Raw genomic sequence first — 20,822 nt, forward strand, 5'->3', positions numbered from 1 at the left:
CGGTTTTTGTGCGCAAAAAACCGCCTAATGTGTAACTTAATATKACTTTATGTATTGATATATCATTAGCGCATCAGCTAGATAGTGACATAGATCACTATCAAGTCAATCTTGCCACTTACCGCCTTCGCGTTTGCATAGATTTTAATCTTCCCGGACAACAGGCCAAGATTGATGGACGCCCCACTCCGTCCAAGAGCCGTCATACACCGCAAGCGGATAAGCAAAATAGTGCTCGGCCACCGCGGCTAAGATACAAGCCGTCACGCCTGAACCACAGCTTGCTACGTTCAAACGTGTATCACTGAGGTGAGGTAAAACGATGTTACGTGCGATGTCTGAACTGATCACAAAACCGCGCGGATCGGTTAATTCGCTAAAAGGTAGGTTAATAGCACCGGGCATATGACCACTTCGTATACCTTCTCGAGGCTCTGGCACCTGTGCATAAAATCGTGTTTCAGGACGGACATCAATCACATTGATTGCGGCCAGCTTTTCGGCCAGCGTGTCGCCATCAATGTAACGATACGCTTTAAAATCGGCGTGGTAAGTTGCCTCGACACGCGGCTGAGGCGGTGTATTATCTATCAGCCCCTCTGATGCCATCCAAGCAGGTAGTCCGCCATCAAGAATAAATACATCCCGATGGCCCATCACTTTACACATCCACCACACGCGAGCGGCAGAGAATAAGCCTTGCGTGTCATAGACCACTAACGTGTCTTGCGAGGCAATACCTAGCGTTCCCATATGTCGCGCAAAACTCGTTTCATCCGGTAACATATGAGGTAAAGAGGAGGATTGATCTTTGACTGTATTATCGAAATCAAAGTAGACGGCACCCGGAATACGCCGTTGGCGCCACTCTTGGAAGCTATCTCGGGATACATCTGGCATAAACCAGCTAGCATCGACAGGAACGACGGTATCGAGGCGCTGAGCGAGCCATTCAGGGGTTACAAACACTGACATTTTGACGGTTCCTTTTCATCGTTGATTGGCGGATGACAACACTTTCACAAGATATTGACTTATCTTATCTAGTATCAGCCTAATTTTTTACTCATACTGAAAGCCTCGCACTAAAGATGCAACTCAATGAGGATATGAATGACGCCATCTCGCGTGATCTCAGGCGCTATTTTATTGTTTCCCACACTGCTACTAGCACCCACAGCGGCTTTTAGCGCGGGGGTCGGTGTAACAATTGAAAACGACAGTCCGTTAGGCGTTGATAATCAATACACCAGTGGTGTTTATGCGCACTGGCATGCGGATTGGTCCGATGATGTCACCACCACCGCTGTCACGCCCATTCGTTGGTTTGCTCAACAGCTACCGCTTAACGAACAAGCACGCCAAAGCTGGAGCATCGATGTTGGACAAATGATGTGGACGCCCAACGATATTGAATGGGAAACGCCCCATCCCAATGAACGTCCCTATGCCGGTTTGATTTTTATCGAGCCTGGCATTTATCAGCAGACATCAGAACGGGTCGATAAGTGGTCATTTATGCTCGGAATGGTTGGCCCCGCATCGCAAACTGAAGAAGGACAATCTTACGTTCATGACCTCATCGACTCGCCCGACCCAAAAGGATGGGACTACCAAGTAGAAAACACGCCAGTGGCGCAGTTTGCTTATGAACGCCACCAGCTCCTGCACCGTAGCGAGAACCAAGAATGGGGAGTGACTGGACGTGCCGATATCGGGAACTTCCGCAGCGAACTCTCTACAGGATTGAGTTATCGTATTGGTCTTGATCTGGCTAATACCTTTGGCGGCATTAGCTTCGAGCCAGGCCGCCATTTAGACAGCCGTTTGTTCGACGCAAGCGAACAGGGCGCATTCTTTTATGCCGCGATGCAAGGCCGATATCGGGCCAATGACATCACCATCAATGGCGATAAACCGCCAGAGAATGCCGACATCGATATGACCCACTGGCAAGCAAGTGCCGCTACCGGGCTAGCATTTTACCAGCCTCGCTGGGGCACAGATATCAGTGTTGTTGTACACACGAAAGACTATAAGCAAGCTACCGATGACACCTATAGCTACGTATCTTGGACCGTGCATTATCGGTATTAACATCCATACTCTCGTTTCGCTTTCCGTCGCCACTATCGAGGTGTGGCGGCAACGGCTTGTTTAAGCGACTGACTCTTTCGTTTATCCGTGAGTTTCATCAACACCAATGACGCTAAAATCATCGCAATACCTAACCACTGTAACGGCTGTAACGTTTCATTGATCCACAGTACACCAAGGGTTACCGCCGTAAGCGGGTTAAGAAACATAATGATAGATTGACGATTTGGGCCAAGTACAGTGATCGAGCGAATATAGGCCCAGTAACCGACAGCAGTATTGAGTAAAATAACCCAAGCAAGTCCTGGTACGGCCTCCATGGTTATCGCCTGTGGCGGCCCCGCAAAGAGCCAAGCAAAAGGAATAAGCATGATGCCACCAAGGACTAACTGCCAAGCGGTTAATCCAAAAATGTCTTTCGCTTCCCATCGCTTCATCCATAGTGTCGACTGAGCAACAAAAAATGTGGCAAGTAACATGGCACCGGCCCCTATCCAATCGATATTGGAAGATGGATTCAATAATAATACCACGCCGAAAAGCCCTAAAATCGCCAGCCCAAGTAGTTTAGGCTGAGGCCGTTTCCCTTCTGTTAACCACTGAAGCAGCATCAGTACCAAAGGTAAGGTCGCGCCTAAAGTCCCAGCGATAGCACCGGGTAGCCGATAAGCGGCAATAAAAAGCAGTAAAAAGAAAGCTGCGATATTAAAAAAGCTTACAGCAAGCATTCTCGGCAAACTTAAAGGTAAACCACGTCGACTGATCATCAGCATTAACAGGCCCGCTGGTAATGCTCGCCATACTGCCATCCAATAAGGGGAAAGGTCCCCCAGGAACAGAGCAACCGCTGAATAAGTACTGCCCCAAAAAATCGGAGCAAGAATAGCGATAAAATAATGCATAACCTTTCTCTATATATCTTCACGTAAAGATACAGTAGCTGTTATGTTAGTTGACATCAAGTATCTTAATAGTAAGAAAAATGTATTAGTGCTCAAAAAGACAACGTCATAGCGAGAAGGTGCTATGCTTATTTGCGTGATAAAACAGGGGGATAAAACAATGATCAATACTGAGAATGCGGTCGTTTTGTTGATTGATGTACAAGGCAAACTGGCACAAAAGGTAACAGGCAGCGAAGCACTACACCAAAAGCTGGCCCAACTAATGCGTGCCTGTCAGTACTTTGATGTGCCCGTGGTGTGGGTCGAGCAACTGCCCGATAAGCTCGGCGCGACCACTGAGAGTTTGGCTGAGTTAATCCCAACGGATACGCCCATTGCCAAGCAGACATTTAGTGCTTACGCAAACCCCGATGTTAAAAAACGACTCGATGATCTTAACCGTAAACAAGTCATCCTATGTGGCATCGAAACCCATATTTGTGTTTATCAAACAGCCTGCGATCTACTCAGAGCCCACTATCACGTTCACCTAGTCACGGATGCAACCTCATCCTGTGACGCGTCTCATTACCACACCGGAATTGCAATGATGCAGCAACATGGCGCCTGGATCACTTTGGTCGAAGCCTTGTTGTTTGAGTGGCAACAAGCAGCCGGCGGTTCAGACTTTCGATCTTTTTTAACGTTAATCAAGTAGAAAGCAAATAGATCTCTAAGTAATGGGCGTGAAGATCTAGGGGTTGAATACGTATACTCCTAAAATATCCAGTATTTATGAGATATAGATCGCACAGTAGGCGCTAACATTTTCATTAGTGGTCTAATATTATTCATGACGAATGTATAAAAGAGAAAGGAAGCACTATGTACAAACGACTACTCTCTGCAGCCCTATTAACGCTGTCTGCAGTCCCGGCCAGTGCCGATGATCATGGGTGTGGCAACGTCACGATTGCCGATATGAACTGGAATTCAGCGAGCCTGATTGCCAACATTGATCAGTTTATTTTAGAGCATGGCTACGGCTGTGATGCTGAACTCGTACCTGGTGATACCATGCCAACCGGCACATCCATGATAGAAAAAGGCGAGCCCGATATTGCACCGGAGTTTTGGAGTAACTCCATGCGTGAAGGCCTTCAGCGAGGTATTGACGAAGGACGTATACGCTATGCAGGACAAGCCTTTGTTGAAGGCGGCGAAGAGGGATTTTGGGTCCCTAAATACATGATCGATCAGCACCCCGAACTTAAAACCATTTCGGGCGTTAAAGCCAATGCCGATCTTTTCCCTCATCCCGAAGATCCGTCAAAAGCAGCCTTTTACGGATGTCCCGCGGGATGGAGCTGCCAAATTACCTCGGAAAATAATTTTAAAGCATTGGATCTCGCCGACAGTGGCTTTGAAATTGTCGACCCTGGCTCCGGTGCTGGCTTAGCCGGCTCCATTGCCAAAGCTTATGAACGCGAAGAAGCTTGGTTTGGTTACTACTGGGCACCGACGGCCGTGTTAGGCAAATATGAAATGGTTAAAGTCGATTTCGAAACGGGTACGGATGTCGAGCACTATAAGTCATGTATTACATCTGACGAGTGCATAACGTCGAAAGCAACAATGTATCCAGCCGCTGATGTTGAGACTGTCGTGACAGAACGCTTTGCTATACGAGCTCCCGAGGCCATGGCCTATATAGAAAATCGTGGTTTTACCAACGACCAGATGAATGGATTACTGGCATGGATGGAAGATAACCAGGCTGACGGTGAATATGCGATGATCAATTTCTTAATTAATCATGAAGACATTTGGACCCAGTGGGTGCCAAATGAGGTGGCGAGCAAGGTAAAAGACGCGTTGTAACTCAATAACCCGCACAGTATTGCCACTGTGCGGGATTTCTTTTAGCAGTATAGGAATAATAACAATGGCGACTTCATGGCTAACGGATGTGCCAGAAATGAGCAGGCGCGATCTGCTCACCATCCGACAAACACTGGATGGTGCCTATCGGAATTTTTCTCGCGAATATGGCGAAGGTATCGAAGCCTTTTTTGACCCCCTCCTCCACTTTCTTGTTTGGTTCGAAGACTTACTCCTTGCCACACCTTGGTGGCTGGTGATTGCCGTACTTGCCGGTATCGCGTATCTCGCCAGTCGCTCTTGGAAGCTCCCTGCGGCTGTGGTTGTTTCTTTCACTCTGATTGCTTACTTAGGGATGTGGGAAGATACCATGAGCACCATGAGTATCATTTTGGTCTGTACGCTTGTCGCGATAGGTGTCGGTGTACCTATCGGGATTGCGATGGCGAAGTCCAATCGGACCCAAGCGGTGGTTACGCCACTCCTTGATATCATGCAGACCATGCCCGCTTTCGTCTATTTAATTCCTGTCGTGATGTTACTGGGCATTGGTAAAATTCCGGGGGTCATTGCCGTCGTGATATACGCCATTCCACCGGTCATCCGCTTAACGAACCTTGGGATTAGGCTGGTCGATAAAGATGTGCTTGAAGCAGCGACTGCTTATGGCGCCAATGGCGTTCAGCGCCTTTTTCAGATTCAGCTACCACTGGCAATGCCCACCATTATGGCCGGCATTAACCAAACGATTATGATGGCACTCGCCATGGTCGTGATCGCCTCGATGATCGGTGTTTCTGGTTTGGGTCAACCCGTTCTTAAATCGATCACTAACCAATATTTCACCTTGGGCCTGCTCAATGGCCTCGCGATTGTCGTGATTGCTATTATTTTCGATCGCGTCTCGCAAAGCTATGCCAAGCGATCACAGCAGCACTTAAAAGGAGGTGATCATGACTGATTCTGAGCAGAACACCTTGATCGAAATTCACGGTCTTTACAAAGTGTTTGGCAACCATCCGCGTAAGCTCATGCCCGATGTTAAAGCAGGTAAAAGCAAAGACGCATTGCTACAAGAAACAGGACATACTATCGGACTTAGTGACATCAATCTGTCTATTCGGCGCGGTGAAGTGTTCGTCATCATGGGCTTATCTGGCTCAGGAAAATCAACACTGATTCGCCATTTCAATCGTTTGATCGATCCGACAGAAGGTGAAATTCGCATTGATGGCACGGATATAATGCAGTACTCACAAAAAGAGTTGCAGCAATTTCGTCGTCATAAAATGTCGATGGTTTTCCAGCGATTCGGCTTGCTTCCTCACCGTACTGTCAAAGAAAACGTCGGTTTTGGTCTTCGCATTCAAGGAGAAGCCAAAGCACTGCGAGATGAAAAGGCTCAACAGTGGCTCTCTACGGTTGGCTTAGAGGGCTATGCTGACCAATACCCTGCCCAGTTATCCGGTGGGCAACAGCAACGCGTCGGTTTAGCACGGGCCTTGTGTACGGATGCGGAGATCCTATTGATGGACGAAGCGTTTTCTGCACTGGATCCGCTCATTCGCAGTGAGATGCAAGACCAACTCATTGAGCTACAAGAAAAGCTGCATAAAACGATTATCTTTATTACCCATGATCTCGACGAAGCGTTACGTCTTGGTGATCGTATTGCCATTTTACGGGACGGTAAGCTGGTACAAGTGGGTGAGCCGGTTGATATTCTACTTCAACCAGCAGACGACTATGTCGAAGCATTTGTTAAAGACGTGAACCGTGCTCGAGCCCTAACCGTTGAAACCGTGATGCAGCCACAAATCTGTCGTATCAGTGCGACCACAATTGGTGATGCCATTCAGCAGATGCGCCATCAAAAAGTTAATTATGGCTACTACATTACCGAGGAGGGTTACCAAGGTACCTTGAGCCAAAAAACGCTGAGTGACAAAGATCCAAGTGGCCATATCGAGGCTAGCTTACTTGAGGATGTTCCCGCGATTGATCAAGATTCTTTGCTCGAGAGTGTGATTCCAGATACCTTGGAGTCGAAATGGCCACTGCCCGTCTTCGACGATCATGGGGAGCTTATCGGGCATCTCTCACGACAGACTGTTGCCAACATTCTCAGCGAAACAGGAAAAAGCGCGACCGAAACGTTATCCACAAACCCGCCCCAAAAAGCGAGCTAATTATATCAATGCGCCCTACCTATAGGGGCGCATTAACCCAGCTGACCGATCAGTTTCAGACGTGACGACGAAATAGCGAATCGTGATCACCTAGCGCCCTGTTGTCCGGGAGCTAGGTGTTTCGAAAATAGATATGATTACGTCTTATTCACTCGTTCAAAACCAGCGGCAAGATCAGCGGTTAAATCCTCCACCTGTTCGAGACCAATATGCAGTCGAACGAGTGTCCCACTGAAACTCACTTTAGCCACGGGCCGGATCCGATTAAGCTGTTCGGGTTGATTGGCAAGTAACAAAGACTCGTAACCTCCCCATGAATAAGCCATGCTAAAGTACTTCATAGAGTCGCAGAATGCTTCTAATTGTGTATCGGACAAACGTTCCTTAAAAACGAATGAGAACAGTCCGTTACTGCCACTAAAATCACGGGCAAAATAGCGATGCCCCGGACAATCAGTGAATGCGGGATGAAGCACTTTCGCCACTTCAGCCTGCTCATTCAGCCAGTTGGCAACATGTAACGCATTTTCTTGATGTTGCGCTAGCCGTACATCGAGCGTTCTCAGTCCTCGCGCCGCCTGGTAGGCAGTGTCAGGATCAACGGTTTGTCCCATCAAGTAGGCACGCTCTCTCAGCGTTGGCCAACAGCGCGCATTGGCGACGGCGGTGCCTAGCATATTATCTGAATGACCAATAATGTACTTGGTGCCAGACTGAATAGAAATATCGACACCCTGTGTTAACGGCTGGTATAAGCGACCTGCCGCCCACGTATTATCCATCATGATCACAGCATCTGGGGCGCGATTGCGAACCGCTCGCACAATGGCTGGCGTATCGTGCACTTCCATGGTGTACGATCCGGGTGACTCTAAGAACACGATACGTGTATTCGGCTTGATACGATGACTAATCTCGTCACCTTCAAGTGGGTCAAAATACTCGGTCTCGATCTGCATGTCGGCCAGTATTTTCTCACAAAAGTCCTGAGTAGGCTCATACGCCGAACCCGATACCAGTATGTGATCGCCCGTTTTAACAAATGCGAGAATACTGTTAGCAATCGCCGCCGCGCCACACGGAAATAACGCACAACCTGTTCCCTGCTCAAGCTCTGTCATTGCGTCTTGCAGCGAAAAGTGAGTGGTCGTACCTCGTCGGCCATAAAACAGCGTTTGTTGGTGACGATTTGCAACCGCGTGTTTCTTTTCTGCTAATGAATCAAAAATGATTGAAGAAGCGCGCTGTACGACTGGATTAACCCCGCCTAAGGTGTAGCATTTTTGGCGTCCAGCATGGATTAGCTGCGTACGATTTTGTTTCTTTTCCATGGCTCACTCATCCTATGTTGCCCATATCTCTAGCCTAAGCGTTTCGCCAAAAGCAGTAAAGACATTTAGACGTCCATATTGTAATTTTCTATCTATCGATTCAACGATATGTCTTCGCGCTAAACGCTAAGCCATCGCGGTTAGCGAAGCGTGTCTAGATTGATGACTACCCACTCCGCATTTTAGTTCGAACACTAAACAGATCACATTTTTATCTATTTGACTGGAAACACAATGTAAGTGTATATACATTGTATATCTAATTGATAGGCTAAAAAATATGGCAAAAAAAGAAAAAGTTAAAAAAGACAGCCAATTACTGATAAGAATCAATAGTGAGCAACGTGATGCGTTTCTGCAAACATGTGACGAGCTTGATACCTCAGCGGCTCGAGAAGTCAGACGGTTTATCAAACAATTTTTAAAAGACCACGAAACAAAAAAAGAATCATAACATCCAGTTTACGGTGCAACTTGCCGGTACCCGACCACAGCATTGAAGCTGTATTGCAGTGGCAAACGCTTCGGCAATCTATATTTGAGGAGAGAAAATCATGGCGAAAGTATCAAAGAAAGATCTGAAAAAATCGATCAAGAAAACCAAAGCAAAAGTTGCGAAACAAGAAGGCAAGCTGAAAAAATTGAAAAAGCAACTAAAGCAAGCCTAAGCCACGTTTAGTTAAGCAATAAGCATAAAAAAAGCTCGGGGATTTCCCGAGCTTTTTGTTTGTTATGGCCACGCTTTATTGGCGCTGCGCTTACGTTTCAGCGCGTCCGATTTTAATCCTCAATTTTCTGCTTCACCCTCAGGTGACGATAAAACGGGCTCAACAGTAAACCGGCCTACATCCACACCGATCACTTTCACTTGCTCACCAGGCTGCAGGATAATATCCCCTGCGTTAGCACTCAGTTGCAATTGCCATGTCACTCCAGAGTACTTGGCCGACGACAGTTGTTCGCGACTTAATGGTGAAGTCAGAGCGAAGGTCAGTCCAATAAAGTCACTATGACGATTGTCCGGACTACGTTCTTTATGCTGTAACCGTTTAAGCGGTCGCCACAGCGCTAAGGTAAGTAATCCTGCGCCGATGCCAGTACCACTAAACAATGCGGTCACGGTTTCGGGCAAGACCCCAATCATGGCCAGTAACCCAACTAAAACCGCAGCACACCCGGTTGCTAATAAGACAATCGTTGACAAACCGAGCAGCCAAACTTCAGCAGCTAACAACAGTAGACCAATGATAATAGTTAACTCTGCAAGATAGTGACTCACGTACTTACCCTAACTGCTTTTTGTTTTGTTGAGCGATTCAATGATGGTCATCGCTTCTGCAACCACGTTCGCAGCTCCCGTGCCCGAATCAGGCAACAAGACGACCGACGACTCTTTGGCAATTGCTTGTTTCGCGCGAATTGCTTTCTCTGCTAAATCAAGCTGAATCGCTTTTTGACCTTCTTCGGTGATAGCTCGTGTCCCGACAATTTCAAGCGCTTCGGCTTGAGCTTGAGCGACGGCTAGAATGGCTTGCGCTTCACCCTCCGCATTCAGAATTTGTTCCGCTTTTTCCGCTTCTGCCGCTAAAACCCGTGACTGCTTCTGACCCTCTGCCACGTTAATATCTGATTGACGAGCCCCTTCAGACTCAAGGATCACGGCACGTTTCTCACGTTCGGCCTTCATCTGACGCTCCATTGCTTCGAGCACCGACCGTGGAGGATCAATATCTTTTATCTCGTAACGAAGCACTTGTACACCCCAAGGCTGAGCCGCTTCGTTGATGGCCGAGACAATGGCAATGTTCAAGCTTTCACGTTCTTCAAACGTTTTATCCAGCTCCATTTTACCTACTTCACTACGCATGGTGGTTTGCGCAAGTTGCGTGACGGAATAGACATAATCATTCACGCCATAGCAGGCTTTAAAGGGATCAAGCACTTTGATATAGAGTACACCGTCCACACCCAACGAAATGTTGTCACGCGTAATCGCAGACTGACTAGGCACATCATAGGCTTGTTCTTTCAAAGTCCGTGTATACGCCACACGGTCGATAAAGGGAACAATGACGTTGAGCCCAGCTTCCATTGTTTTATAGTACTTACCAAACCTTTCAACCACATAGGCAGTATTTTGTGGCACAAACGTAATGGCACTGCGCAGTACGACAATCACTAAGATCGCCAGTACTATCCATACGCCAATAAAACTCGATATTTCAAAAAAAACGTTATCCATTAAGGGATCCTATGACTGTCGTTAACACGACGCTGATAGAGGGTGACAATGACTCAGACATGACGACAACGCTTGCATGCCTGAAGTTTAAGCATACGCCAATGCCAGTGTAGAAAGACAGATAACGATGGTAAATTTGACACTCGTCTCACTCAGATCGCTTTTTCCCCTCTTTTTATCTCGATTGAACGACATGACTCTCTGAGCGTGATCCCACTTTTGTAAAAGCCTGTCGCAACGATGGCCATATCATTGGAAAAAGGATTTTACCTTATCTTTTTTTGGGTGTACTCTTAGACCTGTTCAACCGTGTTGGTTGGCGGTGCTCATTACCGTTGACACCTTGACATACAGTGTCAAAAAATGAGCAAACTAACGCGCAAACAACGCGTAGTCCTGTTGAAGCTGTTTTTGAGCTTTAATAATCGGAAATTTATGCAGCAATTGAATATAGATACATCGAAACACCCCACCGTTAGGCTGGAAAGTTAGTTGTCCTGAAGATATTCGCTACATTTGCCCATAGAGTCGATTAACGGCACTCGCGTCACTGCAACACCTAGTTAATATATTCAGGAGACACCATGTCCAAAGCTAATGGTTCCGTTAAGTGGTTTAACGAAGAGAAAGGTTTCGGTTTTATCCAGCAAGAGAACGGTCCAGACGTATTCGTTCACTTCCGTGCTATCGTTGGTGAAGGCTTCCGCACACTAGCAGAAGGCCAGCAGGTTGAGTTCGATATCGAGCAAGGTCAAAAAGGCCCACAGGCTGCGAACGTCGTTCGCCTGTAAGCCAAACCAAATTTAAGAAGAAAGGCGCTCATCAGAGCGCCTTTTTTTATACCTGTCATTTAAAGTTATGACACTAAGCCACATTGATATCGCATTCAGCCCCTATGCGAGTAGACGCTCTTGTTGCTATCCACTAGGCTGTGAGTACATCATATTGTCAGGAGGACGTATGCTATCTCCGTGCTTGATTGTCGACGATCATGAGATGATCCGAGACACGATTGGATTAATGGCACAGGCACTCGGTATTAAATCAGTGATCACCGCAGCAGACGGCGCCGAGGCGATATCTCGCGCCTATCATGACGAGCCGAGCCTTATCATTACCGATTTACAAATGGATCCTATCGATGGTTTAGAAATGTTGCGTCTCATGCGAAGTGGCCGCTATCATCTACGCCACGACACACCCATCATTATTCTGACCGCAAACGCTTCTAAAGCCGTGATCAGCGAGTGTATCCGCTTTGATGTTGACGCGTTCATGATAAAACCTGTTAAAAAGCAAGACCTTGAAAATCGTGTCAAGCAACTGTCCAAACATACCAAGGCGAAAAAACCCCCACAGTTCTATTTCGAGATGTACCAGTCTGACCCGGCCAAATCGACAGAGTTCGAGCACAATGGTGCGGTTGTGTTTACGGAAGAAGAACAACAGCAAATCGAATGCATCACCGAACCTGTAGAAGAGACGCCGATAGCGCCTGATACACTAGGAGATGTAAAGGCATCACCGCAACCCTCTAGTGAGCCCAAAGATCGCAAATTTATACGCTGGCAAGAGAAGTACACAGTCGGTCATCAAGAATTGGATAACAGCAATAAGCAATTGTTGGCTATTATCAACGATACCTACGAGGCCATTGCTTACCATCACGATGATGATGACAAAGCTGACTTCGATGCCTTAGCTCAACGTTTCCGTGACTACATCGCTTCGCACTTTCTGCTAGAAGAAGATATTCTTGAAGCACGCGCCTACCCCAAATACAAAGAGCATGCAGCCATCCATCAACGCCTAGCGCGACAGGCTCAATATGTACTGCTTCAGTGCCAGGCCGATCCCACGCTCTATCGCTCCGAGTTTTTTAAATTTCTACGCTATTGGTGGATTCATCACGTGGTTCACGAAGACACGAAATATCGCGACTTCCTGGTACAAGGTCTTTAATACTTGCGTCCCGACTCACAGCCTTGCTCAGCGCTGTGAGTCTGCCCTACATCCACAACTTACCATCCACTAGACAGCAAAAGCAGTCTGTTTAGCAAACCATCGTATCGATTGGGAACCTGCCCACRCCTTTAGGCCAGTAAATGTTACGCCTCGAAACACTTACTTTAATAAAAAATTTAACAATATAAATATACATATAAATCATTAACTTAATTGTTATTGACAGGCCGAACACAAAAATTTGGGGTTGATAAACCAAATCAATCGCCTATTATATAAAGCGAATTCGTTAGAGCACAAAACAATTATGTGGCGATCAAAAACGACAGATACGGCAGTGCTGGATTCTGAAGTACTCGACCGTAAACAGACAAAATCTAACACGCAGTTCGTGTTTCGTAAGCCTGCCATCGGCGATGGTGGCAACATTTATCGACTAATCACGCAATGCCCGCCGCTAGACGTGAACTCCGCTTACTGTAATTTTTTACAGGCGACGCATTTTAAAGAAACGTGTGTTGTTGCAGAGCGAGAAGGCGATGTGCAGGGCTTCATCTCCGGTTATATCCGCCCTGAGCAGCCAGATACCTTTTTCGTCTGGCAAGTTGCGGTGTCGCCAAAAGCACGTGGTGAGGGGCTTGCCCTATCGATGATTGAGGCGCTACTGGCTCGCAAAGTCGCGCAAAACGTTCACTTCATCGAAACCACAATCACAGAAGACAACGCCGGTTCTTGGGCGCTGTTTAAAAAGGTAGACCGCCTCTATGGCTCTGGTGGTCAACGCTCAGTGTTCCTTGATGAACAAGAGCATTTCAACGGTGAGCACGACACCGAATACCTTTTCCGAATTCCACTCAAAAAATAACAGGATGAGTTATGGATATCTTTAAGTCGCAGGAATCAAATGTTCAATGTTATGCCAACAACTTTCCCGTTGTATTTGAGAGCGCAAAAGGCTGTTGGATGACTGACGTAGACGGTAAGCGCTACCTTGATTTTCTAGCCGGCGCTGGTTCACTGAACTATGGACACAATAATCCGACGCTGAAAAAAGCGCTGATCGAGTATATCGAGAAAGACGGCATTACACACGGCCTAGACATGTATACAGAGGCGAAAGCACGCTTTCTCGAAGTATTTAAAAATCACATCTTGGCCCCACGTGGTTTGGACTACAAGTTCCAATTCACAGGCCCTACTGGTACCAACGCTGTGGAAGCGGCAATGAAGCTAGCTCGCAAAGTGACTGGGCGTTCAAACATTGTTTCTTTTACTAATGGCTTCCACGGTTGTACTTATGGTGCACTCGCGGTGACAGGTAACCATCACCATCGTGGTGGCGGCGGTATTCCAGTCAATAATTCAGTCACGCGTATTCCGTATGACGGCTATGCGAACGTTGATGGTCTCACCTTGTTTGAGACGATGCTTAATGACGCTTCAAGCGGTTTAACCGGTGGTGATAAACCTGCCGCTGTATTACTTGAGGTCGTTCAAGGTGAAGGTGGCTTAAATGCCGCATCTAATGAATGGTTACAACGCTTACAAACTATCTGTAAAGCACACGATATCCTGGTGATTGTCGATGATATTCAAGCAGGTTGTGGGCGTACGGGGACTTTCTTTAGCTTTGAGCCTTCAGGCATCAACCCTGATATTGTGACCTTGTCCAAATCAATTGGTGGTTACGGCTTACCTATGGCAGTCGTTCTACTCAAACCTGAGCTAGATCAATGGGCACCGGGTGAGCATAACGGTACATTCCGTGGTAACAACCATGCCTTTGTGACCGCTGCCGAAGCCATCGAAACCTATTGGCTAGATGATCAGTTCCAAACCCATATTCAAGCGCGTGCGGATCAGCTCAACAAAGTCCTGCAAGATATGCTTGCTAAAAATAGCGACTTATTTGAGATCATCAAAGGACGAGGATTGATGCAGGGTATTGCCTGTAAGAACGGTGATATTGCCGACGACATAACCAGCTTGTGCTTTGATAATGGCATGATCATCGAAACAGCCGGCCCAGAAGACGAAGTGATTAAATTCTTCTCTCCGCTGACCGTCAGTGAAGCTGAAATGGAGAAAGGCTTACAAATTTTCGTTAAGTCCGTTGAGCAGTACAAGAAAGAGAAGCTCAAAAAAGCATCATAAAGACATAACGAATAGACAAATAATAAGGAACAATCATGATTGTCCGCACATTAGAAGAATGTCAAAACAGTGATCGCCGCGTGGTCGCAGAAAATTGGGAAAGCGTACGCATGTTGCTACGTGATGATAACATGGGATTTTCATTCCATATCACCACCATTTATGCGAACACAGACACGCATATCCATTATCAGAATCATCTAGAATCAGTCTATTGCATGTCTGGTGAGGGTGAGATTGAAACGACTGACGATGGCAAGGTTTATCCAATCAAGCCCGGCACGCTGTATATTCTAGATAAACATGACGAGCACCAGCTACGCGCAAATAAAGGTGTTGATATGGTCATGGCCTGTGTGTTCAACCCGCCCATCACAGGGAAAGAGACACACGATGAAAACGGTGTTTATCCATTAGTCGATTAACCGTCAAGGGGCAGCGGGATGCTGCCCCTGTAAACCCAATCGACCTTTTTGTTCATAAAGCCCACAAGGAGCTCACATGAATCATACCGTTGAAAAGATCGGCGGTACGTCGATGTCAGCCTATGACGCTGTCATGGATAACATCTTTTTGTACCCGTCAAACCCATATAACCGAATTTTTGTTGTTTCTGCTTACGCTGGCATCACGGATGCATTGCTGGAGTGTAAGCGTTCGGGTAAACCAGGCATTTATCGCTTACTCGCCGCGAACAACCCAAAATGGCGCGATGCGATGGATGAGCTAGAACAGCGTATGCTATTGATTAATAGCAACATGTTCCCTGACCCTGTTTTTCGTGAGCGTGCCGATAATTTTATTCGCCAGCGAATGGAAAAAGCGCATAGCTGTATCGAAGGCATACTCGAAACCTGTAACTATGGGCAGTTTTCTCTGGAAAGCTATTTGCCGCAAGTCCGTGAGTTCCTGTCGTCAATTGGTGAAGCACATAGTGCACACAACTCGACGCTGCTCCTCGAAAGTGTTGGCATCAACTCACGATTTGTCGACCTGTCTGGCTGGGACAATCCGGATGAAGGCAAAGGTGATCTCAATACAGTCATCGCCAATGCGATGGACGACATTGATTTCAGCAATGAGCTGCCCATCGTTACCGGCTACGTCTACTGTGATGAAGGTCTGATGAAGACCTACGACCGCGGCTACAGTGAAATGACCTTTAGCCGAATTGCAGTGCTGACTAAGGCAAGCAGCGCCGTGATTCATAAAGAATACCATTTGAGCAGTGCAGACCCCCGCATTGTCGGCCCTGAACGTGTACAGCCAATGGGCCTCAGCAACTACGATGTGGCTGACCAACTGGCAAACCTTGGTATGGAAGCGATTCATCCTAACGCGGCCTCTGGCATGCGCGCTGTAGGTATTGAACTGGTCGTTAAAAATACCTTTGAACCTGAGCATGCTGGTACGGTGATCTCTCACAAATACCGTCCAAAGGACAATGAGATCGAAATCATTGCTGGCCGTGACAAAGTGCTTGCGCTACACATTTTTGACCAATCAATGGTCGGACATTGTGATCAAGTCAGTTACGACGTGATGGAAATCATTCGTGAAGAGAACGTTCAGCTAATCAGTAAAGAGATGAACGCTAACTCCATTACTTACTACTTAGATGGTAAGACCGCGAGCCAAGATAAGGTCATCAATCGGGTTGAAAAGCTATATCCAAAAGCGAAGATTACCGGTGAAATGGTCGCACTGATTTCTGTTATCGGCAGCCGTATCGACTCAAACCAAACAATGAGTAAAGGGATGCTTGCGCTACTTGATGCGGAGATCAACCCTAAAGCGGCTCACTCTTCAATGCGCGATGTGGATGTGCAATACGTTGTCCTTGATAAGTATTACCATGCCGCTATCTGTGCATTACACGCTTGCTTTATTGAAAAGCCCGCACCAAAACCGACAGTGCGTGCTGCATAACCTAGCAGCAACACATTGTGAGTTTGAAAATGCCTCCAACCTGGGGGCATTTTTATGCGCATTTTTCGCGTAGTTGGGCAAGCTTACCCTTATAAACCACCAGCCTAATGTTTAATCATTATTGATAATGCCTAGATAGAAGGTAAAATGCCGCACTTTATTTGGTTAAGTGTTCCTCGTTTATGATCGACCCTAATTTGCTTCCTGTTTACTTAACAGCCGTTGCCGCGCTGCTATTCGTCCCCGGGCCAGATATGTTATTGATTATTAGCGCGAGTCTTAGCTATGGTCGACGGGTCGGTGTTGCCGCGAGTTTAGGCAACGCTACCTCTGGACTGATTCTTACCGTATTAGCGGCCACTGGCGTTTCAGCCGTGATTGCAATGTCCCCGATTGCGTTAACGGTTCTCCAGTATGTTGGTGCAGCGTATCTACTCAAAATGAGTATTGATACGTGGAGAGCATCACCTGCTGAAAGCGAAGCGGTACAGTATCAACAAAAAATGGGGCGCTATCTCTATAAGCGTGCCGTGATGACGAACCTGCTCAACCCTAAAGCGTTACTCTTTTTTGTTTTATTCTTGCCGCAGTTTATCTCACAGCAGATACAAGCATCATCGAGCACTCAGCTATTAACGCTCGGCCTTCTACTTAATGCACTCGGCCTTGCGTTTAATGTCATACTGGTCGCGATCGTAGGTAAACTTGGTAATCAGATGCTGACCAACACCCACATTCAAAGCTATCAACACAAAATTATGGCCATCGTCTTTGCATTATTGGCTATTTGGCTTTTTACTCAGCAGTTATCTGTATAGCGAGCTCCGCAGCGAAGCGGTAAGCCTGCAAAGATGAAAATCCAGCAATCAACAAACGTGAACTTAGACATCAAACTTTGTCATAATGGTCGCTCAGCTATCAATAGGAGAACGTGTAATGGATGAAAACACCGCCACGCTACTTAACTTGCGTGTTATAGAAGTTAGCGATTATCAACCCTTAGCAGAGTTGATGGACCTTGTCTTTCCGGATGTCGGCGGTGCTTGGCCAAAAAGCACGATCATGCAACTGGTAACGGCCTTTCCTGATGGCCAGATATGCATTGAAGATAACGGTAAAATCGTCGCCGCTGCCCTCACACTCAAAGTCTCTTACAACCGTTTTTCTCTCCCTCATACTTATAGCGATATCATTACCGACGACGGCGTAGTGTTTCATGATGCGAAAGGTGATGCGCTTTACGGGTTAGATGTGTTCGTGCATCCGGACTACCGCGGGCACCGCTTGGGACGTCGTCTCTATGAGGCGCGCAAAGATCTTTGCCAAGCATTAAATCTAAAGGCAATTCTAGCGGGTGGGCGCATTCCTGGTTATCACAAACATACCGATGTGTCAGTGACTGACTACATTAACAAGGTAAGACGTAAAGAGATTCACGATCCTATCCTCTCGTTTCAGCTGTCTAATGACTTTGACGTCAAACGGCTAATGAATCGTTATTTGCCCGAAGATGATAAATCCGCAGGTTACGCAACATTATTGGAGTGGGATAACTTCTTTTATGAGGAAGACGCATCATCGGTGCACGATATTGATAAAACCATTGTGCGCCTCGGGGTTGTGCAATGGCAGATGCGCCACGTGTTATCCGTTGACGATCTGCTCAACCAAGCCGAGTTTTTTGTTTCTTCTTTAGCCAATTATCAATCGGACTTTGCCCTATTCCCGGAGTTTTTCTGTGCACCGTTAATGGGGCTTGCACCAGATAAACGCTCGGTGGAGGCGATACGTTTTCTTAGTGAGTTTACCCAAGCCATTAAACAACGCTTTTCTCAGCTGGCGGTGACTTACAACATCAATATTATCGCAGGGAGTATGCCAGTCCTCGAAGATGGCAAGCTCTACAATGTGTCTTACCTGATGCATCGAGACGGCAGCATTGACGAACAGTACAAAATCCATATCACGCCACATGAGCAACGAGACTGGGTGATCGATGGCGGTGATACAGTAAAAGTTATCGAAACCGACGCAGGCCGCGTTGGCATTCTTACTTGTTATGATGCGGAATTCCCAGAGTTAGGGCGGATCCTTGCCGAGCAAGGGGTACAGATTTTATTTGTTCCTTTCTGGACAGATACCAAAAATGGTTATCTTCGAGTCCGTTTGTGCGCTCAAGCTCGCGCAATTGAAAACGAATGTTATGTTGCTATTGGTGGTAGTGTCGGCAACTTGCCCCGTGTCGATAACGTTGATATTCAATATGCCCAGTCGGCGGTCTTTTCACCGTCTGATGTGTATTTCCCTCACGATGCGACACTCGCAGAGGCGAACGCAAACACGGAGATGATGATCTTCGCGGATGTTGACCTTGATAAACTCAAAATGCTGCATGAACGAGGCTCAGTCACCAACTTGAAGCACCGCAGGCCTAAGCTCTATGCCAGTCATTTAAGCCAAGAATAAGCCAAAGCCCGGTGACTCAGGCAAGGGCCATTTAGACGCCAAGAGAGCATGATTCGTGTCTATCGCACTGACTTTGTCCAAGGTCAGTGCATTTACTGGTGCAAAGGAACACTCTCTTGATAGAATTACCCCGTATCTGCGAAAGCGTTATTAAGAGAGATTCCCAATGGGACGAAGTTTTGAAGTTCGTAAAGCGTCAATGGCCAAAACCCAAGGCGCAAAAATTAAGGTTTACTCAAAATACGGTAAAGAGATTTACGTATGTGCTAAAAATGGTGGCTCAGATCCAGAGAGTAATCTATCACTGCGCCGCTTGATGGAAAAAGCCAAAAAGGATCAAGTGCCTGGGCATGTCATTGACAAGGCACTTGATAAAGCTAATGGCTCTGGTGGTGAGAACTATGAAGTAGCTCGGTACGAAGGATTCGGCCCTGGTAGCTGTGCGGTGATTGTTGATTGTTTAACCGACAACAACAGCCGTACCTACATGGATGTTCGCCAATGCTTTGTCAAAAATGATGCGAAAATTGGTACACCGGGCGCGGTGTCTCATATGTTTGAACATCAAGCGGTGTTTCAATTTCAAGGTACAGATGAAGAAGGCACGCTGGAAGCCCTGGTCATGGCTGATGTGGATGTCTCCGACATCGAAGCAGACGAAGGGGTGATTACGGTTTTCGCGCCTCATACAGAGTTTTTCAAAGTGAAAAATGCGCTGAGCGACTTTCTTGGCGACACGCCGATTGATCTTGAGGAGATCACCTTTGTCCCTCAAATCGATACTGAGGTCAGTGGCGATGATGTTGAACGTTTTGAAAAGTTCCTCGACATGCTTAATGATTGCGACGACGTACAAAACGTCTATCACAACGCTGAGCTAGTATAGTTCCGTGCTTGACACACTAGAGCGCCTCACCTCAGAGATGGCGCTCTATTTTTCATCAAGTTGGGTTAATAACATTTGTGAGAACAACGCCCAACTCTGACGAAACCGATCCTCGCCTTGCGATAAATAGCTTTGTAAGCCCGCTCCAAGAAAGAAAGCGTCCACCACCCGAATTGCCGTATCTATCTGATACTGCGGAATCTTCCCTTGATAAAAGTACTCGATTGCTCGGGTATATTCGGTTAAGCCGTGCTGAGAAAAACGTTGTATTGCCGCACGAAATTGCCCATCAAATAATGCTTGAGTCGTGAAGCTATACATCGCCTTCATCGCATAAGGCTCGCATTGCATGGTCAGGTATAAGGTATCGCCTGTCACCGCTAAATAACTTTCAAAGTCTTCGAAATTAGCCGGCTCAGCCACGGCTAAAAACATCGAAATGAGCTCATCCACAGCCGCATATTTTACTGCATCAAGATTATCAAAGTGATGATAGAGCGCGCCTTTGCTGATCCCCGCTTTTTTACCCAACTTTGTTGCTGTGAGTGCCGCAAGCCCTTCATTACCAACGATTTCCAATGTGGTTGAAAGAATATGTTGCCGCATCGCCCGCGACGCAATTTCATGCTTATTCATCGTTATTTGATCAAATTTGAAAGTCCAAGTGAAAAAATAAAACATACCGAATGTTCATTCAAATATTTACGCGCAAAATGTGACCGATAACCGAATGATTTATCGACAGCTATGCGTGCCAAAAAAGGATAAGTGAAAGTCGATGTTGTAAAATAACAGCYG

General features: G+C 46.7%; 21 protein-coding genes. 15 read left to right on the forward strand and 6 right to left on the reverse strand.

Annotated elements, in window-relative coordinates:
* Positions 1-144: 144 nt before the first annotated feature.
* Complete coding sequence (locus BZG81_RS08365; protein ID WP_077661409.1) at positions 145-975, reverse strand: sulfurtransferase; 831 nt, start codon at positions 973-975, stop codon at positions 145-147.
* Positions 976-1,113: 138 nt separating this feature from the next.
* Here BZG81_RS08365 and BZG81_RS08370 point away from each other — a divergent pair, with 138 nt between their 5' ends.
* Positions 1,114-2,097, forward strand: a complete 984-nt coding sequence (locus tag BZG81_RS08370) for a lipid A deacylase LpxR family protein (RefSeq protein WP_077661410.1) — start codon at positions 1,114-1,116, stop codon at positions 2,095-2,097.
* Positions 2,098-2,129: 32 nt separating this feature from the next.
* Here the strand turns inward: BZG81_RS08370 and BZG81_RS08375 are convergent, their stop codons facing one another.
* Positions 2,130-2,999: a DMT family transporter gene (locus BZG81_RS08375; RefSeq protein WP_077677160.1), complete on the reverse strand. Its 870-nt coding sequence runs from the start codon at positions 2,997-2,999 to the stop codon at positions 2,130-2,132.
* A gap of 160 nt (positions 3,000-3,159) precedes the next feature.
* Here BZG81_RS08375 and BZG81_RS08380 point away from each other — a divergent pair, with 160 nt between their 5' ends.
* The 4 genes from BZG81_RS08380 to BZG81_RS08395 all read left to right on the forward strand — a co-directional run bounded on the left by BZG81_RS08380 (position 3,160) and on the right by BZG81_RS08395 (position 7,051).
* On the forward strand, positions 3,160-3,699 hold the full coding sequence (locus tag BZG81_RS08380) for an isochorismatase family protein (RefSeq protein WP_025744899.1): 540 nt from the start codon (positions 3,160-3,162) through the stop codon (positions 3,697-3,699).
* Between the two features lie 167 nt (positions 3,700-3,866).
* Positions 3,867-4,862 carry an ABC transporter substrate-binding protein gene (locus tag BZG81_RS08385; RefSeq protein ID WP_077677161.1) on the forward strand — a complete coding sequence of 332 codons (996 nt, stop codon included), beginning with the start codon at positions 3,867-3,869 and terminating at the stop codon, positions 4,860-4,862.
* Between the two features lie 64 nt (positions 4,863-4,926).
* Positions 4,927-5,823, forward strand: a complete 897-nt coding sequence (locus tag BZG81_RS08390; RefSeq protein WP_025744837.1) for an ABC transporter permease — start codon at positions 4,927-4,929, stop codon at positions 5,821-5,823.
* Positions 5,816-7,051: a quaternary amine ABC transporter ATP-binding protein gene (locus BZG81_RS08395; protein WP_077461411.1), complete on the forward strand. Its 1,236-nt coding sequence runs from the start codon at positions 5,816-5,818 to the stop codon at positions 7,049-7,051. The genes BZG81_RS08390 and BZG81_RS08395 overlap by 8 nt, the downstream gene beginning before the upstream one ends.
* Before the next feature lie 137 nt (positions 7,052-7,188).
* Here the strand turns inward: BZG81_RS08395 and metC are convergent, their stop codons facing one another.
* Complete coding sequence (metC, locus tag BZG81_RS08400) at positions 7,189-8,382, reverse strand: cystathionine beta-lyase (protein ID WP_077677162.1); 1,194 nt, start codon at positions 8,380-8,382, stop codon at positions 7,189-7,191.
* A gap of 280 nt (positions 8,383-8,662) precedes the next feature.
* On the opposite strand from metC, the gene BZG81_RS15710 reads away from it, so the two are divergent.
* The gene (locus BZG81_RS15710) at positions 8,663-8,836 is read left to right on the forward strand and encodes a hypothetical protein (protein WP_164837586.1); all 174 of its coding nucleotides are present in this window, start codon (positions 8,663-8,665) and stop codon (positions 8,834-8,836) included.
* A 333-nt stretch (positions 8,837-9,169) separates the two neighbouring features.
* Here BZG81_RS15710 and BZG81_RS08405 read toward each other — a convergent pair whose 3' ends face one another.
* Positions 9,170-9,661 (reverse strand): NfeD family protein, encoded by a 492-nt coding sequence (locus BZG81_RS08405; protein WP_077661412.1) that lies wholly within the window; start codon positions 9,659-9,661, stop codon positions 9,170-9,172.
* Between the two features lie 9 nt (positions 9,662-9,670).
* Positions 9,671-10,624, reverse strand: a complete 954-nt coding sequence (locus BZG81_RS08410) for a slipin family protein (RefSeq protein WP_021024036.1) — start codon at positions 10,622-10,624, stop codon at positions 9,671-9,673.
* 584 nt (positions 10,625-11,208) lie between these two features.
* Between BZG81_RS08410 and cspE the strand changes: the two genes are divergently transcribed.
* The 9 genes from cspE to BZG81_RS08455 all read left to right on the forward strand — a co-directional run bounded on the left by cspE (position 11,209) and on the right by BZG81_RS08455 (position 20,024).
* The gene (cspE, locus tag BZG81_RS08415; protein WP_025744354.1) at positions 11,209-11,415 is read left to right on the forward strand and encodes a transcription antiterminator/RNA stability regulator CspE; all 207 of its coding nucleotides are present in this window, start codon (positions 11,209-11,211) and stop codon (positions 11,413-11,415) included.
* Between the two features lie 169 nt (positions 11,416-11,584).
* Positions 11,585-12,586: a bacteriohemerythrin gene (locus BZG81_RS08420; RefSeq protein WP_077461415.1), complete on the forward strand. Its 1,002-nt coding sequence runs from the start codon at positions 11,585-11,587 to the stop codon at positions 12,584-12,586.
* A 310-nt stretch (positions 12,587-12,896) separates the two neighbouring features.
* On the forward strand, positions 12,897-13,454 hold the full coding sequence (gene ectA / locus BZG81_RS08425) for a diaminobutyrate acetyltransferase (protein ID WP_021024033.1): 558 nt from the start codon (positions 12,897-12,899) through the stop codon (positions 13,452-13,454).
* An 11-nt stretch (positions 13,455-13,465) separates the two neighbouring features.
* Positions 13,466-14,743, forward strand: coding sequence for a diaminobutyrate--2-oxoglutarate transaminase (gene ectB / locus BZG81_RS08430; RefSeq protein WP_021024032.1), 1,278 nt, complete (start codon positions 13,466-13,468; stop codon positions 14,741-14,743).
* 35 nt (positions 14,744-14,778) lie between these two features.
* Positions 14,779-15,168 (forward strand): ectoine synthase, encoded by a 390-nt coding sequence (locus BZG81_RS08435; RefSeq protein WP_021024031.1) that lies wholly within the window; start codon positions 14,779-14,781, stop codon positions 15,166-15,168.
* Positions 15,169-15,244: 76 nt separating this feature from the next.
* Complete coding sequence (locus BZG81_RS08440; protein ID WP_021024030.1) at positions 15,245-16,672, forward strand: aspartate kinase; 1,428 nt, start codon at positions 15,245-15,247, stop codon at positions 16,670-16,672.
* A 182-nt stretch (positions 16,673-16,854) separates the two neighbouring features.
* Positions 16,855-17,490, forward strand: coding sequence for a LysE family translocator (locus BZG81_RS08445; RefSeq protein ID WP_077677163.1), 636 nt, complete (start codon positions 16,855-16,857; stop codon positions 17,488-17,490).
* Positions 17,491-17,608: 118 nt separating this feature from the next.
* Positions 17,609-19,138: a bifunctional GNAT family N-acetyltransferase/carbon-nitrogen hydrolase family protein gene (locus BZG81_RS08450; protein ID WP_021024028.1), complete on the forward strand. Its 1,530-nt coding sequence runs from the start codon at positions 17,609-17,611 to the stop codon at positions 19,136-19,138.
* 166 nt (positions 19,139-19,304) lie between these two features.
* Positions 19,305-20,024 (forward strand): YebC/PmpR family DNA-binding transcriptional regulator, encoded by a 720-nt coding sequence (locus BZG81_RS08455; RefSeq protein ID WP_021024027.1) that lies wholly within the window; start codon positions 19,305-19,307, stop codon positions 20,022-20,024.
* Between the two features lie 45 nt (positions 20,025-20,069).
* Here the strand turns inward: BZG81_RS08455 and BZG81_RS08460 are convergent, their stop codons facing one another.
* Positions 20,070-20,660 (reverse strand): TetR/AcrR family transcriptional regulator, encoded by a 591-nt coding sequence (locus BZG81_RS08460; RefSeq protein ID WP_158009973.1) that lies wholly within the window; start codon positions 20,658-20,660, stop codon positions 20,070-20,072.
* Between the last annotated feature and the right edge of the window lie 162 nt (positions 20,661-20,822).

The sequence above is a fragment of the Salinivibrio sp. MA607 genome (assembly GCF_001996245.1).
In the GTDB taxonomy this organism is placed as follows: Bacteria; Pseudomonadota; Gammaproteobacteria; order Enterobacterales; family Vibrionaceae; genus Salinivibrio; species Salinivibrio costicola.